Source organism: Trichocoleus sp. DQ-A2 (assembly GCF_039961915.1).
In the GTDB taxonomy this organism is placed as follows: Bacteria; Cyanobacteriota; Cyanobacteriia; order Cyanobacteriales; family FACHB-T130; genus FACHB-T130.
Window position 1 is genome coordinate 20,053 of the sequence record NZ_JAMPKD010000033.1, and the last position, 16,297, is coordinate 36,349.

The window sequence follows — 16,297 nt, forward strand, 5'->3', positions numbered from 1 at the left end:
ACTATGAGCCGATTATCTCGTAACCGCCCCCTGTAGCCGCATCGTACATTAGAGCGATCGCGTCATCATCTTTTGACTGCACAGCTTTTGACTGCACAGAGTCAATCAATACAATTGCACCCAAATAATCGGGCAATTCCAGCGAGTCAAGCAATTCTTGTTCGCATACCGTGCTATCAATTGCCGCACAATTTCGGGAATGCGACAATTTTGTTTTTTTAATCCACAGTTTTCCTAGCGGAATATAGTATATTTGGTGAAACCTCTTCAACGCATCCCCGCAACCAGCGTTCGGCAACTGTAATTGCGATCGCTCTGGATTTTCGTAGCTGTTTTAAAATTGGATGACTATCCATGACTGCTTCCCCGTTTTTATTACCTAGCTCTGCTCACCTGAAGCGACGTACATTTTCTCGGCGCTCTCTATTACCCTTAGAGCAGAATTATCTCTGGCAAATTGAGACTGGGGTAGTTCGCACCGTAACCTGGCTCGAAGACGGCACAACCATCACGCTCGGTTTATGGGGACCAGGAGATATTGTTGGCAGAGTGCTATCCAAGGCTAACCCTTATCAAATTGAATGCCTAACGCTGGTAGAGGTAAAAGTTCTGCCGGTTAGCAAGTGTCACGAAGCCACCGAGTCTATGATTCTGCATATTCAGCAATTTCAAGAATTCATAGAGATTCTGCATTGCAAATCGGTGGACGCTTCCCTCCTGCGACTGTTAACTTGGCTGGCGAAAAGGTTTGGGCGTGAAATCGAGCAAGGAAAACAGATCGATTTGCGCTTGACACACCAGGAAATTGCCGAACTCATCGGTTCTACCAGAGTCACGGTGACGCGACTGCTCAATGAATTTGAGAAGCGGGGAATTATTCAGCGCCTGCCTCATCGCTTCATTGTTCTGCAAGAGCAACAGCCATTCTGGCACTACGAAATTTAATCCGATTGACATTCTCCCCACGCCGATAAAGCGGGGGATTCTAAGAATACTTCTTAGGTGTGGAAGCAGACTGCGATCGCTCTGATGGATTTCGGCGTCATCGTGCGCCTTCGCAACTTCCACACCAAGGGAGGCACACCGTCCCAATAATGGCTGGAAATTAGGTTTACGGTTCTCCTGGTTGGTCTGGTGACGGTGTTAATTGCTCTTGGGGATTACTTTGCCATCCGCGATGCCATCGATGAGGATACCTCCGAACCGACAGACCGTTGGGTGATAGCTTTCAGCCTTGCCGTTACACTGCTGGGAGCTGGAGTGATTGATTTCGTCTTCACAGCTCCTCTCAACCCCATGAGTTGTGTTCTGAGTAAGGGCACCACCAAGTAGTAACGTTGTTGCTGTCCTATGCCTCAATTTAATGAGTATGCAGGGAACGTTTTGGCGTGTTTAGGTTTGACATAAACTAGCTGCTGGGGTTGCAGCTGCAACTGGTTCAGGCGATCGCGCGTCAGATAGGCTGTCACTTCCTGACCATCCTTAAACCTCAACTCAACTTGAACTTCCCAACCTAGATGCACAATGCGGTTGACCTTAGCTGGGGCAGCATTTTCCTCAGGCGTAGTCTCGATCGCGACATCGTGGGGACGCAAAAACACATGAGAAGTTGGCGAGTCCAACTTTGATAAGCGAAAAATACCAGCAGAACTTGGTAGAACATTCACCGGGCCAACGAAACTCATCACAAACGGGGTTGCTGGATGGTCATAAATCTCTGCGGCAGTCCCGACCTGTTCTACCCGACCTTTGTTAAACACCACAATTTGATCGGCAAGTTCCATTGCTTCTTCTTGGTCGTGGGTGACAAAAACGGTGGTGACATTCACCCGTTCGTGTAAGTGTCGCAACGAAGCTCGCAGTTCTTTACGTACTTTGGCATCCAAAGCTCCAAATGGCTCATCCAACAGCAAGACTTCGGGATCGACAGCCAAGGTTCTCGCCAAAGCCACCCGTTGCCGCTGTCCCCCAGAAAGCTGAGATGGGTAGCGATCGCCAAACCCATTAAGCTGCACCAAGTCTAAAAGTTCCTCTACCCGGTGTCGAATCCTGACTTTGGGCGCTTTGCGTAACTCTAGACTAAAGGCAATATTCTGGCGGACGGTCATGTGCTTAAACAGCGCATAGTGCTGAAACACAAAGCCGATGCCGCGCGATCGCACGCTTTGCTGAGTCACATCCCGATCGGCAATTCTGATTCTGCCGCTGTCTGGAGCCTCTAAGCCAGCAATCAGCCGCAATAAAGTGGATTTCCCCGATCCAGAAGGTCCCAAAAGCGCCACTAAAGAGCCACTTTTAATATCTAAATTCACCTCTGAAACCGCCTGGAAGGAGCCAAATCGTTTAGATACGTCTTGAATCAAAATACTCATAGCGACTCTTTCCCCATTTTCCTTAAGTACTGGTTCCCTTGATAAACAAACCGAATTAGGTTTAGATGAATACCTTGAATCTACGGTTAATCGCTCAAGTTACTGTACATTTAATACCATAAAACTAAGAACACTTCTACCTGAGGGATGAGGCTGGCTGGTTCGATGGGAAACTCCACTCGGAAAATAACTCACGAGAGCCTAGCTACGCATTGATTACAAGGCACTAAGGAGCAGAGGAAAGATTGCCATGTACAGGCGCTCTTGTCCAATTCCCAAGAGCTGTAAAATTTAGGCAATTAATCTACAGTTGATGTGTCGAGATTAAATGGTTGATGGTCAGAATCTTTCTCAAGCCATCTTTTCCAGGCTGGGTAGACAAACTCAGCTAAGTGGGATGACGAGGGGAAAAAGTAGCGATCGCGTCCTGACATCCGTACATCCCATTTTTGAAAATTTATCATCTGTAGGAGCGCCCGGATGTGCGCCTAACCACGCGAACCTGCAATCGGGAGAAGGCTGCCTAGGCAGCCTTCGTTTGTATCGCCTAGAGTTTACTCGTCAGGCGTTTTACAAAAGTGGGATGCACGCGCTGGACTCGCCCTTGTGTAATCAGCAGGCTCATATCTTGCCAGCAACCTGAATTTGGTCAAAAATTGCCCCCTCAGCAAAGAATTTCTTCTGGACATCATCCCAACCCCCCAAATCTTGAACGGTGAAGAGGGTTTTGAGTTGGGGATAATTCTGAGCTACTTCTGCTACCACGCTAGGATTAACGGGACGATATCCTAACTTTGCAAATTCTTGTTGGGCTTCAGTTGTGTAAAGAAAATCGACAAATGCTTGTGCAATTTGTCTGGTGCCGTGTTTATCTACGTTTCTGTCTACAAGAGCGACAGGGTTGTCGATCGAAATGTTAACGTCGGGTACCACAGAAGGTAGTTTCTCACCATTCTGCTGAGCCAAAATTACCTCGTCTTCGTAGTTGAGTAAGACATCTCCCTTACCTTGCTTAAAAAATATATCGCTCGCCTGACGCGCATTGTTGGTTAGCACGGGGACGTTTTTATAGACTTTGGTTGCAAACTCCCGGGCTTGAGCTTCATCGCCCCCTTTTTGAGTCACAGAACCCCACAAAGCCAGGAAATTCCAAATAGCAATACCAGATGTTTTGGGGTTAGCGGTAATGATACTCAGACCATCTTTTGTCAAGTCTTCCCAAGTGTTGATGCCTCTCGGGTTGCCAGGGCGGGTAACAATAGCGACGACGGAACGGGTAACAATGCCACCTCTGGGAGATTTTCTTTCCCAACCGGGTTCAATTAAACCGGCTTCCTCAATTTTATGGGTGTCAAGGGCAAGTGAGAGATGGACGATATCTGCTTCTTGCGAGCCATCAATGACAGCACGAGCTTGGGAACCAGATCCGCCATAACTCTGCTCGATAGTGACGTTTTGATTATGTTCTTTTTGCCACTTTTCTACAAATTTCGGTACGATCTTCTCGTAAGCTGCTTGAGTAACCGAATAGGAGACAAGGGATAATTTTACGTCTCCACCCTTAGAAGCTGAGTTAGCGTTGCTGCCACAAGCAGCGATCGCCATGCTCAAGCCAACTCCTACCAAAAACACGGATACAAAGCGCCATAGAGAACGTCCGTGCCACCAACTTCTTATCGGTTGTTGGCACCATTGTCCAATAGCTTGCAAAGCATTAACAAGATAATGCTGAACTTGCGCGATCGCCTGCATCCCTTGCTTGGGAGTATATTGCCACTTGCTCATCAAAATCCTCACTAAGACTTGCTGCAATAACGGGCATTTTTACTGTCATGACTCAACCAAACTTACCGCTGATGTAAGCCTTAGCTTCTTGAGTACGAGGCGAATCGAAAATTTCTTCGGTAGGACTGAACTCGACTAATTTTCCTCTCCGCTTGCCACTCGCATCTGTTTCTGTATTGAAAAAGCCAGTTAAATCTGAGATTCGCGAGGCTTGCTGCATATTGTGAGTCACCATAATCATGGTGTAGTGTTCTTTAAGTTCGCGACAAAGTTCTTCAACCTGCTGAGTTGAAATTGGGTCGAGAGCAGAACAGGGTTCATCCATCAATAAAACATCTGGCTTCATGGCGATCGCTCGTGCAATGCACAGCCGCTGCTGCTGTCCTCCAGATAAAGCTGTACCCTTTTCTTTTAACTTGTCTTTCACCTCATCCCAAAGCGCAGCTCGTCGCAGCGATTGCTCTACCAGTTCATCCATATTTCCCTTATAACCATTGGCACGAGGGCCAAAGGCTATATTTTCGTAAATTGACTTTGGAAAAGGGTTCGGTCTCTGGAATACCATTCCCACTTGACGGCGGATTTTTACCGGATTAATCTTGCCATCATAAATGTTTTTACCCTGGTAATTAATCTGGCCTTCTACCCTTGCTCCAGGTATTAGATCGTTCATCCGGTTGAAGCATCGCAAGAAGGTGCTTTTTCCACATCCTGAAGGGCCAATAAAGGCGACGATTTTTCTTTCAGGAATTTCCATATCGACTTCCTGAAGCGCCAGAAAATCACCGTAGTAAACTTTAACACCTTGGGCGTTAAGAACTGGGCTAGTTTGCGTGCTTTGAGATTTTTTTGGTGAGCGCATATTGTGTAGTTTCCAGTATTTATTACATTCAAGCTTTGAACGTTGAGTTTTGAGTTTACGCCACGAAATAATTACGAGGCATCTGAGCCATTTTTTAAATTAAAGCTAAAAACTCATAACTTTAATTGAGACCCTATTTAAAGGTAGAGAAGCGTTGTCGAAGGTATATTGCAGTACCATTTAAGACCAAAATCAATAACAGTAAAACAATGATTGACGCTGCTGCTGCATTAGCAAAACCAGGCTCAGGGCGAGTGATATAGGTATAAATTTGAATGGGCAGAGCCATAAAGCGCTGAAACAACCCAGGATTAAATGTGAGAAAACTCACAGCTCCGACAACAATTAAAGAAGCCGCATCGCCAATCGCACGGGAGATGGAAATAATCACCCCTGTTAAGATGCCTGGAATCGCATAAGGTAAGACGTGACTCCACACCGTTTGCCATTTGGTTGTACCTAAGCCATAAGAAGCTTGCCGTAAAGAATCGGGAACAGCTCGAATTGCTTCTCTGGCTGTCACAATAATTACTGGTAAAGACAGCAACGATAACGTTAGTGCCCCTGAAAGTAAAGCTGGCCCGAAATTCAAAAGATAATTGAAAACCCCTAATCCCAGTAGACCGTAAACAATTGAAGGGACTCCAGCGAGATTACTAACGTTAATCTCGATAATATCCGTCCACCAAGCTTTCGGTGCATATTCTTCCAGATACAAAGCCGCTCCTACACCGATAGGGACGGAAATTAACATGACTAATCCACCTAGAAGCATACTGCCAAAAATAGCAGGGCGTATGCCACCTCTATCGGGGAACCGGGAAGGAGTTTCGGTCAGAAAGCCAGGACTCAACAGCCGCCCTAACCCATCCTTAAAGACATCAAAAACTAGGACTGCAAGAACCACTAAACCAATAGATAGACCAAGCAAAAAGATAATTTCAAATATTTTGCCTGTGCTTTCTCTCTGCTCTACATTCGCAGAAAATTCTCCTTGTGGTTCCTGGGATTTGTTTCGGGAAATAGAACTACTCATGTTTATTAATCGTATTTCTCTCTGAAGCGATTAGAAATCCAATGGCTGACAACATTCAACCCAAGCGTTATTAAAAACAAAACGGCTCCCACAGCATATAAAGTGTTGTAATTAACACTGCCACGAGGGCTATCTCCCCCTGAAATCTGAGCCATATAAGCTGTCATTGTTTCCACTGATTGGAAGGGATTAAGGCTTATTCGTGGCTCTTGCCCAGCAGCAATTAGAACCGTCATCGTTTCACCAACGGCTCTAGAAATGCCTAGAATAATCGAGGCAGCAATTCCAGAAAGAGCGGCAGGAAGGACAACTTTGATGATAGTTTCCAGTTTAGTTACGCCGATTGCGTAAGCTCCTTCGCGCAAAGAGCGAGGCACAGATTGTATGGCATCTAAGCTGATGGAACCCACTGTAGGGCTAATCATTATTCCCATCATTAGCCCAGCGCTTAAGGCGTTAAAAATTTCTAGGGGAAGGAATAAGCGTAGAACAGGTGTAACAAATAAAAGTGCAAAGTAGCCATAGACAACAGTAGGTACTCCCCCTAACAGTTCTACCGCCGGGCGTAAAATTCTTGCTACCTTGGGTGAAGCATATTCGGCTAAATAGATAGCTGAACATAAACCCAGAGGAATGGCAACGAGCATGGCAATAGCCGTAGTCATTAGAGTGCCATTGATCAAAGGCCAAATTCCAAAATGTTTCTCTGCAAATAAAGGTGTCCACTTAGTATCGAGAAAGAACTGAGCAAACGAAACCTCTTGGAAAAAATCAAACGTTACCCGGAAGATGATAAAAACAATTCCAAACGTAGTGAGGACAGAAATCAAGGCGCAACAAAATAAGATCGCCTCGATAATTTTTTCCTGGATATCGTCAGACGCTTGCTTTTCAAGCGATCGCCTGGATGCGCCATTAAATTGATTACTAAAGTTTGTATTTTGCATAAATAAAGTTCAGCTAAAAATGCTGTTACTAATTGACTAATCTTCTTCAAGCTTTGTTGTAGATTTTATGTTCCTCTTAAAGAAGATTTGCGATCGGCTCGCCAGGTTTTGCATCTTTAAATTTAGAACCCGTTTGCCCAGAGGCAAGTTTTTGTTTTACCTTGTGGTAAGCCTCGTCGGGTAGCGCTACATAACCAACTTGATCGACCCATTTCCACGAATTCTCTAGATAGAACTCAGCAAACTCTCTTACCGAAGGTTTGTTATCTAGGGCAGTCTTGCTGACATAGATAAAGAGGGGACGCGATAAAGGTAGATAAATGTTTCTAACAACATTGTCTAGCGGAACTGGTTTTTCACACTCTCCTTTTGGACTTTCCACACCAACCAAGTTCAGCTTGTCTTGGTTTTCCATATAGTAAGATATCCCCACGTAACCTATAGCATTTGTGTCGCCCGCAATTCCTTGGACAAGAACGTTTTGATTGTGACTAGGAGTGTAGTCTGTGCGGCTATTTTTTGCTTTGCCAGTGACAGCTTGTGTGAAATAATCAAACGTTCCAGTATCAGAAGCAGGAGCATAAAGCTTGAGCTGCTGGTCGGGGAACTTTGAATTAATTTGATTCCAGTTGGTTATTTTGCGGTCTGATTTGGAATTCCAAATTTTGTTAAGTTCCTCGATAGTCAAGCATTTAGCAAAGTTATTTTGACGATTGACAATCACGGCAATTCCGTCTAAAGCAACAGGCAGTTCTACAAAATCAATGCCCTTCTTTTTACATCTTTTGATTTCTTCATCCCTAATGGAACGTGAAGCACCAACGATATCAATTTCTCCAGCACAAAACTTGCTCATGCCGCCGCCAGTACCGCTTGAAGCCACACTAACCTGAGCATCAGGTTTAACCTTTTGAAATTCTTCAGCCACCGATTGATGGATAGGAAAGCCTACTGCTCCACCATCAATACTCACCTGAGCCTTTTTTTCCTCTTCTCTACTACAAGAGGTTATCCCGAAGGTGAGAACTATCAGAGATGTTAATAAAAACCGATATTTTAACATGATTACGAAAGAGAATTGTAATTAAATTTACTCAGATTCAAAGAGATCGATAGGATTGAGATGATCTGTAAAGAATAAATAGATAACCTCCATCTGTCACGAACTGTCACGAACGTCAAAACGAGGCTGAAGAGTTGTAACTAGCGGAGCGGTGAGATGGTTCATAGGTATCCTTATAAATGTCTCAAGGAAACGAAAATTAGTACCCGATGGAGAATCACACCCTCATCAACCCAGTTAAAGAGAAGGTAAACTCAATTTCCATCTATTGACTGGATTGTGAGCCTGGAGCGGGTGGAAGATGCGAAGGCGCACGATAACAACATCAGTCATTCTCCAGCTAAGTTGTTACTTGTAGCGGTTTGCAGCTTTTATTAAATAAGCTCGATTGTTCATGATGCATTTTTGATTGCCATGAACGATGGTTCTGAATCCAGATACTTATGCTTTATTTAGTTGTAACTTGGTGTTAACTCCGGCTTTTCGGTAGGGTTACTGTACTTTTAAGACTTATAGATATATTTATACAGAAAATCTTTACTGAATATCAGTCTTTGGATATATATTACGGTATTCCGACCGAATTGGCGTAGAATTGTTTAAATAAACGACTAATCTCTCAGGAGCTAGTGTCCAATCTATCCCTGAACTTGTTTGATTGAACAAGTGATACAGCTAATACTCATAACCATTTACAGGGGTACAGACCGAGAATCCGCTGAGCATCGGTTGACTTCTATCAGTGCATGAAAATTCAGTAGCAACAGATCCAACGGTCGAGACAAGTGATTCAAATTTTGTTACAAAGCATCTGTCGAAGTTGTAGGGTCTTGTTCTTGATAGGCTAGGAGAAACTGAGGATTCATCAGTGAATTCTGACGTTTTATCTGGCCTAAAAGTAGCGAGTCTGTTACCAGTCGCCACGCACAGAGGGAAATGCTTACTATGTAAGCACCTAGGGAAATCATTAATTTTGACTCTGAAAAGAAGTTTTGATAGGCTTTCATCGGATGGCAATCGCTGTCCTAATAAAACTATTGGATTTTTGTAACCTGAAAACCTTGTGGTTAGGTTACTAAACTTTGTTCTAATTAAAGTTACGCGATGGGTAACTAAGCTCATCAGTCAGCAAACTCTCACAATCAGATGCAAGAATTCCATAGCTGTTTTCTATGGGTAGTGTCTGTTTCACCAACCAAGCCTTAAGAAATATCGCAGCGATCGCTCTTAAAAGTCCTACCAGTCCTACCAATGAAGTTATTACTTCGCTGCATCTTGATTCGATGCAGCATCTTTTTCCGGTATTTTTGTCCGATTGTCATCGTAAAGACGAATCAAGGGAGACTTCTTGAGTTTCTTCACTCCACTAAGAACCACCAATGCAAATAGCGTTCCAATCAGACTCATTCGCCATAATCCGCAGCCTGCGGCTGCTCCCAATCCAGCCGCCAACCAAATAGTTGCGGCGGAAGTTAGCCCCTTAACTTCGGCTTTTCTAAGTTTTTGATGAGATTGTTGCAGAATCATTCCTGCACCCAGAAACCCGACTCCCGTAGCAACGCCTTGGATGGTACGACTCAGAGCATTGGAAGAAGAAAAGGTATTGTCACCATCCACCTGCAAGGGAATCATTACAAATGCGGCAGCACCTAAGCTAACTATCATGAAAGTTCTTAAGCCAGCAGGTCTACCAGGCTGTTGGCGGTTCATGCCAATCGCGCCACCAACCAGTAGTGCAGTGGTAAGCCTAAAAGTTACGCTCTGCCAATCGCTTGGACTGAAAAACATCGAACTCATTGGTGGAACTCCCAGAATAACTAGAACACTTATCCCTCAGTCCCCCAATGTACTGATGAAAAACTGGGCTACTCTAGCCCAGTTATTTATGACTAGCTAGGCGATATTTTCTCTATCTCACGGTAACTACAGTAATTCGCTGGGTTTACTGGGGTTTAGAAATTAGTTTAGGTTAAGAATAGGTTAAAAGCAACAATAAAACTAACCTGGCAATCGCTATCTTCGTTTGCAGAGAATGTTGGGGCACCTCTGGTAGGTGCCCTGCCTAGAGTGATTTCACCTACCAGAGGTGCCAGGAATGTGTTTACTGCGCGATCGCAAACAAAATAAATGCGATCGCGTCTTGCATCAAAGTATTGGCACTAATGCAGCGATACAACCACTCCAATCGTGGGTTTAAACCAGAATTGGAGCAGCCTGAGCTTCCTGAGGTTCCAGTTCTCGAAATAACGGTGTACTTAGATAACGTTCGCCAAAACTGGGTTGCACCATAACAATCAAACGACCTGCATTCTCTTCACGTTTAGCAATCCGAATTGCAGCACCTAAAGCTGCTCCGGCAGAGATACCCGACAACAATCCTTCTTCTCGACCCAAGCGGCGACCGTAATAAATCGACTCCTCATCCGTAACAGCAATCACTTCATCGATCAGCTCAGTTCGGAGAACATCTGGGATGAATCCAGCACCAATTCCTTGAATTTTATGCGCTCCCGCCTGACCGCCAGAGAGGACTGGACTGCTGACGGGTTCTACAGCGATCGCTTTAAAACTCGGTTTTCGTGCCTTGATGACCTCAGCGACTCCAGTCAGCGTGCCACCCGTCCCAATTCCCGCAACCAAGAAATCTACTTCACCGTCAGTATCAGCCCAAATTTCCTCGGCTGTTGTTTCCCGATGGATTTTGGGATTAGCTGGGTTGCGAAACTGTTGCGGTACAAAAGCGTTCGGAGTTGTCGCCGCAATTTGTTCGGCACGGGCGATCGCTCCCTTCATGCCTTCAGCGCCAGGAGTCAGTTCCAGTTGGGCACCATAGGCTTTGAGCATCGCCTGCCGTTCTTGGCTCATTGTCTCTGGCATCGTCAAAATCAAGGCGTAGCCTTTCGCCGCCGCTACCATCGCCAGTGCAATGCCAGTGTTGCCAGAAGTCGGTTCAATGATAATCGTTTTTCTCGGCTGAATTAGACCCGCTTCTTCAGCAGCTTGAATCATGCTGACGCCAATGCGGTCTTTTACTGAAGCGGTCGGGTTCATCCCCTCCAACTTCGCAACAATTCGCGCTACACAGCCTTCAGATTGCGGAATCCGATTCAGCTCAACCAGAGGCGTATGACCAACTAATTCCGTGACATTATGAGCAATTCGCATCTTTACTACTCCGCCAAAGTTAGATGTAAAACATGGACTCAACTGTTGACTCTCATCCCATTTCGAGAGCAGATCCTGTAACGTCTCGCACTGCAAGACGGCGTGAAGCGATCGCCCGTAGCGAATCGCTGTTCTTGTCGCTTCCTGTCAAATTTCCTGAATCATAAAATCTTCAAGGGTTTGCGAAGCAGCTGGACTCAAGGGTTCCAAGCACCTCTCACACCGTAATTCGCTGGGGTTCCTCCGCCAACAAATAACCCAGATGAAAGCGCCTCGTTGACTGAGGACTAAGCCGCAGCGCCACAACGTCATCAACACCTGCCTAAATAGCAGTTTAGTATTTGTTGACCGACAGCAATGTGGTCTATTTGCAGGAAGTCTCCCAGCTTCTGGTGGCTGGCTAGTTCTAAGACCAACAAAGCGTACCTCACCTTCCAGGACAGCTCCCTCGCGTGGGATTATCGACAGCCAAGAACGTTTCCCAGTATACTACGGTTCGTCGATAGGAATTATGCACTTTTAGGGATTGTTTTTGCAGATAGGCTATGGCATACTCCTAACTCATGAAGAAATTACGGTATCCCTACCGAATTACAGGTAATTTAATTGTGCCTGCTGTCCATCTAACACTTGAAGGGAGAAGCGGCCCTTGCTGAAGACTGCGATCGCTGATTTCCAAATAATTTTTCAGCGCGACCCAGCGGCACGCAATTGGCTGGAGGTGCTGTTCTGCTATCCAGGCTTACAAGCACTTTTCTTTCATCGGGTGGCGCACTGGTTTTATTGCCTTGGGTTTCCCTTCATTCCTCGCTTGATTTCCCACTTGGCTCGTTTCTTCACGGGAGTTGAAATTCATCCAGGAGCCAAAATCGGCAAAGGCGTTTTCATCGATCACGGCATTGGCGTTGTGATTGGAGAAACTGCAATCGTGGGAGACAACGCTCTGATTTACCAAGGCGTGACGCTCGGCGGTACTGGCAAAGAAATAGGCAAACGCCACCCAACATTAGGAGAAAATGTCGTAGTGGGAGCGGGGGCGAAGGTGTTAGGCAATATCCAAATTGGGAATAGTGTCTGCATTGGTGCCGGTTCCGTTGTTTTACGGGATATTCCGTCACATTGCACGGTCGTTGGCATTCCGGGTCGAATTGTCCGCCGCAAAGATAATTTGGATGCTTCCGTTAACAATGAAAGTCTGCAAGATCCAGAAGCGGAAGTGATACGGGCTTTGTTTGACCGGATTCAATTTTTAGAGGAGGAAATTGAATCGTTAAAAATTCAAAGAAAGGTACCCGTTGCCATGCATGCTAGCCTTCAGAAGGCGATAATTTCAAATGCTTCTAATCGGCTGATTACGGAGTTCCTCGACGGGGCAGGGATTTAGATAATTTTAGATAATTTAAAACTTCAACACTGTTTCTTAGTAAGGCGGAATGGGGTTATTCCCAAAGTACTGAACCAACGCTTAAATTTACAATTCACTCAGGTTGTCTCGAAGCGATCGCTCTTGTTTTTTAACTGCTGCCAAAAGTTCGGCATTTTGGAGGATGACTCCAGCTTGATTATTAAAAATTTGCATATATTTTTGATCGCTGTCATCAAAACTAGCCCTAAAATATTCCGGAGCTTCCTCTTGTAGAAATGCCAATTGATCGGGACTGTCATATTCTGGAAAGTCTCCTTGCTTTCTTTTATTCACTAATTGAGTCACGCCAATCAAATCACCATCGGGACTAAAAACTGGCATACAGAGTAAGCTACAAGTGCGATAACCTGTCTGAAGATCGGTTTTTTTGGCTGTCTCCGAATCTGGGCGAGAATATAAATCAAAAGGAATATTCAAAGGCTCTCCAGATTCGGCAACTTTGCCAGCATAACCTTGTCCTACTTTCACCCGCAATTCTTTTACCGAGCCATCGTCAAAGGGAATCTGCGTCCACAATTCACCAGGCTTTTGATCTAAAATCCACAAAGTACTGCGGTCGGCATTCATCAGTTTCTTAGCTGCTTCCATCACCCGTTTGAGAATTTCTTGAAGATCCAAACTGCTTTGATTCACTGAACGAGCTGCTGCCATTAATGCGGCTGCCACTCGTTGCCCTCTAGCCGTTTTATGATAAGAGCGGAAGCTTTCTAAAATCATTTGAACCATTGGGGCATTTTCCGCAAATCGTTCTTCATCTGCTTTGGTAAAGCCCTGTCGATCGATTCTTTCTGCTAAGGATGCAGTCCGGTCGCCAAATCGCTTTAATTTGTTGAGTAACTGAATAACTGCGACTAAACTTCCCTGCTCATTTAAGAGTGGCAACGCCAACATTGTATAAGTGCGATAGCCGTTTTTTTTGTCTTGCTCTTTTGCTGCATCAGAGCGAGGATCGTCGTAGAAATCGAAGGGAATATTGATAACTTCTTTGCGGGCTGCCACTTCGCCCACAATTCCTTTATTAGCAGGTATCCGAATTTCTAAAGAACCATCTCCATCGGCTTCGGCGATAATTGACCAAAATTCATGTTTGTCTTCATCTAATAAAAAGATACTCGTGCGGTCGGCACTCAAAGATTTGCCCATTTTTAGAGTAATCGAACGCAAGGTGCTATCTAAAATATCATCAAAACCCTGGTTATCCATGACACTATTGAGCATCGCCAGAGTTTGACTGACCACATTTTTTTGTTGAGATTCTGCCTCTTGTTTGACGCTGGCAAATTTCTGGGCATTTTGCAGAGCAACCCCCGCTTGAGAGTTAAAAATCTGCATATATTTTTCACTATTCCCATCAAAACTAGCCTTGAAGCATTCGGGGGCTTCGGGCCAATGATCTGGGTTATATTCTGGAAAAACACCCGGTTTCTTTTTATTCACTAATTGGGTAACACCCAATAATTCACCATCAGGGCTGAAAACGGGCATACACAGTAAACTACAAGTTCGATAACCCGTCTTCTGATCTGTTTTCTTAGCTGTCTCCGAATCAGGATGTTCGTACAGATCGAAGGAAATATTTAAAGTTTCTCCCGATGCAGCAACTTTGCCAGCGAAACCTTGCCCTACTTTGACTCGCAAGTCTCGAACAGAACCGTCCTCAAAAGGAATTTTGGTCCATAGTTCATTTGCCTCTCGATCGATTAGCCAGAGCGTGCTGCGATCGGCATTCATCAGTTTTTTTGCCGCATCCATGACGCGACCCAAGACTTCTTCAGAATCGAGGCTGCTTTGAGAGAGCGATCGCGTTGCTTCTGTCAGTGCTTCTGAGGCTTGTAGTCTTTGGGTTAATTTGTAACAATACTGACATCTTTCTAGAATTCGTCGAATTGCCGGAGCATAGTCAGCAAACTGTTTTTGATCGGCTTCTGTGAAACCGTATTTATCAATTCTTTCTGAATAGCGAGCTTGTGGATTATTCGGCTGCTTTAACTTATTCAGTAATTGAACAACAGCAACTAAATCTCCCTGCTCGTTTAATATTGGTAAAATTAACTCGTTGTAGGTGCGATATCCCTTATTTGTATCTGATTCGTCCGCTTCCAACTCAGCGGGATCGTCACAAAAACTAAAGGGAGTGCTGACAAATTTTTTGAAATAAGTTAACCGTCCTTTAGTTTCTTTGTTTGACAAAATTTGAAGTTCGGGATGATTTCCGTCTTCATGCCTAGCGATAATTGACCAAAGTTCACTTTTTTCTTCATCTATAAAGAAAACTGTTGTGCGATCTACACTCAGTAGTTCGCCCATTTTTAAAGTAATAGAACCTAATATTTCTGAAAGAATATCATCAAATGTTTTGCCTTCCATCACGCTAAGCATCGATAGAAGTTTTTGTTCTTGGGTAGCAACAACTTGCATGAAGTCGGCGTGCATATCCGCTAACGCCTTGTTTACCCACCTCTCGTTAAATACAGAGGCATAAATGCGGTTACATACCTTTAACTTCCCTTGCCGCTTGACAATTACTCCTGATAGTAGTAAATCGATTTGTTCTGGACTTTCGTCAAATGCTAATTCATCTTGTTGCAAAATTAACTGATAGAGATCCAGTAGCGTACGGCTGCGCTGTCCAATTCGGAGAATGCGATCGCGTATCGTCTTTAGATGCGGTGGTTCATCCATCGCTTCCCAACTCTCGATGATGCGCGATCGCACTAATCTCTCAACCCAATCTGGGATTTGGCTAATGGGTAATAAGTTTTGCTCTGCTTGTTGAAGGACTAATTTACAAAGTTTTTGGGTAAGAAACGGCTGTCCTCCCGTCCAATCTAATACAGCTTTTAGCATTTCTTGAGGATTGCTAATTTTCCCGGCTAACCCCCCTGCTAAAAGCTGCGCTTCGTGTAATTGAAAGCCATATAATTCAACCGCCCGACCGATATTAAAAGGAGTCCGGTTTTTGTCTTGCATCAAATCAGAGGGACTCGCCACTCCTAGCAAGGCAAAAGTCAGACGTTCGTATTCATTGCAAGCCCGAATAAACGCAAAAAAGTCATCAATCTTAAAATTTAAGCTAAGGACGTTATCAATTTCGTCGATAAAAATAACAATTTTCTGACTGACTGATGTTAGCAGCTCTTGTTCGATAAATTCACTCAAGCGCTGTACCGGAGGTAAAAAAGCGCGATCGCGCAACCAACTCTGTAAGTTAATCTTGTCTGAAAGCTGGAAACTCGTCACCAACCGCCGCATCACTCCGGCATACCACTGATCCGGCGTAATATCTTGGCTACCAATTTTCGTCAAGTCTATCGCTGCACAGGCAAATCCTTCCGCTTGCAACTTGTGCATCGTTCGCACCCGCAAGCTAGTTTTCCCCATCTGCCGAGAATTTAACACATAACAAAACTCTCCTGCCTTCAACCCTTCGTAAAGGTCAAAATCTGCCTGTCGCACTACATAAGTAGGAGCATCAAGAGGCAAATGTCCACCGACTTTATAGTTATAGCCTGGGTTTGGCTGTTGACTCATAAGGGCTTCTGATTGGGTAGAAAACACCATGCTTCTGACAAATGAGTTTTTTGTGAGTAATGAATAACTGCTCTATACTTTTAGCTAACAGTTATCTAAAATTTGCCTAA

Annotated in this window: 16 protein-coding genes; 5 read left to right on the forward strand and 11 right to left on the reverse strand. The window is 44.6% G+C overall.

The window, feature by feature from the left end; translation table 11 throughout:
• Position 1 precedes the first annotated feature (1 nt).
• Positions 2-208 (reverse strand): hypothetical protein, encoded by a 207-nt coding sequence (locus NC997_RS24420; RefSeq protein ID WP_190415947.1) that lies wholly within the window; start codon positions 206-208, stop codon positions 2-4.
• Positions 209-218: 10 nt separating this feature from the next.
• Positions 219-356 (reverse strand): hypothetical protein, encoded by a 138-nt coding sequence (locus tag NC997_RS24425; protein ID WP_190415948.1) that lies wholly within the window; start codon positions 354-356, stop codon positions 219-221.
• Between NC997_RS24425 and NC997_RS24430 the strand changes: the two genes are divergently transcribed.
• Together NC997_RS24430 and NC997_RS24435 are read left to right on the forward strand one after the other, a co-directional pair.
• The gene (locus NC997_RS24430) at positions 355-945 is read left to right on the forward strand and encodes a Crp/Fnr family transcriptional regulator (RefSeq protein WP_190415949.1); all 591 of its coding nucleotides are present in this window, start codon (positions 355-357) and stop codon (positions 943-945) included. The two genes, NC997_RS24425 and NC997_RS24430, sit on opposite strands and share 2 nt — an antisense overlap.
• Positions 946-1,134: 189 nt before the next feature.
• Positions 1,135-1,332 (forward strand): hypothetical protein, encoded by a 198-nt coding sequence (locus NC997_RS24435; protein WP_199305026.1) that lies wholly within the window; start codon positions 1,135-1,137, stop codon positions 1,330-1,332.
• Positions 1,333-1,355: 23 nt separating this feature from the next.
• Here NC997_RS24435 and NC997_RS24440 read toward each other — a convergent pair whose 3' ends face one another.
• The gene (locus NC997_RS24440) at positions 1,356-2,372 is read right to left on the reverse strand and encodes a sulfate/molybdate ABC transporter ATP-binding protein (RefSeq protein WP_190415950.1); all 1,017 of its coding nucleotides are present in this window, start codon (positions 2,370-2,372) and stop codon (positions 1,356-1,358) included.
• Between the two features lie 328 nt (positions 2,373-2,700).
• Between NC997_RS24440 and NC997_RS24445 the strand changes: the two genes are divergently transcribed.
• Positions 2,701-3,015, forward strand: a complete 315-nt coding sequence (locus tag NC997_RS24445) for a hypothetical protein (protein WP_190415951.1) — start codon at positions 2,701-2,703, stop codon at positions 3,013-3,015.
• Here NC997_RS24445 and NC997_RS24450 read toward each other — a convergent pair.
• From NC997_RS24450 to cysK, 7 genes are all read right to left on the reverse strand, one after another.
• The gene (locus NC997_RS24450; RefSeq protein ID WP_190525476.1) at positions 2,994-4,157 is read right to left on the reverse strand and encodes a sulfate ABC transporter substrate-binding protein; all 1,164 of its coding nucleotides are present in this window, start codon (positions 4,155-4,157) and stop codon (positions 2,994-2,996) included. The genes NC997_RS24445 and NC997_RS24450 overlap by 22 nt on opposite strands.
• A 52-nt stretch (positions 4,158-4,209) precedes the next feature.
• Positions 4,210-5,019, reverse strand: a complete 810-nt coding sequence (gene pstB / locus NC997_RS24455; RefSeq protein ID WP_190415953.1) for a phosphate ABC transporter ATP-binding protein PstB — start codon at positions 5,017-5,019, stop codon at positions 4,210-4,212.
• A 133-nt stretch (positions 5,020-5,152) separates the two neighbouring features.
• Positions 5,153-6,055, reverse strand: coding sequence for a phosphate ABC transporter permease PstA (gene pstA, locus NC997_RS24460; RefSeq protein ID WP_190415954.1), 903 nt, complete (start codon positions 6,053-6,055; stop codon positions 5,153-5,155).
• 5 nt (positions 6,056-6,060) lie between these two features.
• Positions 6,061-7,002 (reverse strand): phosphate ABC transporter permease subunit PstC, encoded by a 942-nt coding sequence (gene pstC / locus NC997_RS24465; protein WP_190415955.1) that lies wholly within the window; start codon positions 7,000-7,002, stop codon positions 6,061-6,063.
• A gap of 76 nt (positions 7,003-7,078) precedes the next feature.
• Positions 7,079-8,065 carry a PstS family phosphate ABC transporter substrate-binding protein gene (locus tag NC997_RS24470; protein WP_190525477.1) on the reverse strand — a complete coding sequence of 329 codons (987 nt, stop codon included), beginning with the start codon at positions 8,063-8,065 and terminating at the stop codon, positions 7,079-7,081.
• Positions 8,066-9,325: 1,260 nt separating this feature from the next.
• Positions 9,326-9,853, reverse strand: a complete 528-nt coding sequence (locus NC997_RS24475; protein ID WP_190415964.1) for an MgtC/SapB family protein — start codon at positions 9,851-9,853, stop codon at positions 9,326-9,328.
• 405 nt (positions 9,854-10,258) lie between these two features.
• Positions 10,259-11,230, reverse strand: coding sequence for a cysteine synthase A (gene cysK, locus NC997_RS24480; RefSeq protein WP_190525478.1), 972 nt, complete (start codon positions 11,228-11,230; stop codon positions 10,259-10,261).
• Between the two features lie 32 nt (positions 11,231-11,262).
• Here cysK and NC997_RS24485 point away from each other — a divergent pair, with 32 nt between their 5' ends.
• Together NC997_RS24485 and cysE are read left to right on the forward strand one after the other, a co-directional pair.
• Positions 11,263-11,397: a hypothetical protein gene (locus tag NC997_RS24485; protein WP_277878909.1), complete on the forward strand. Its 135-nt coding sequence runs from the start codon at positions 11,263-11,265 to the stop codon at positions 11,395-11,397.
• Positions 11,398-11,879: 482 nt separating this feature from the next.
• The gene (gene cysE, locus NC997_RS24490) at positions 11,880-12,614 is read left to right on the forward strand and encodes a serine O-acetyltransferase (protein WP_190437305.1); all 735 of its coding nucleotides are present in this window, start codon (positions 11,880-11,882) and stop codon (positions 12,612-12,614) included.
• Between the two features lie 87 nt (positions 12,615-12,701).
• Here the strand turns inward: cysE and NC997_RS24495 are convergent, their stop codons facing one another.
• On the reverse strand, positions 12,702-16,187 hold the full coding sequence (locus tag NC997_RS24495; RefSeq protein ID WP_190525479.1) for a GAF domain-containing protein: 3,486 nt from the start codon (positions 16,185-16,187) through the stop codon (positions 12,702-12,704).
• Positions 16,188-16,297 lie beyond the last annotated feature (110 nt).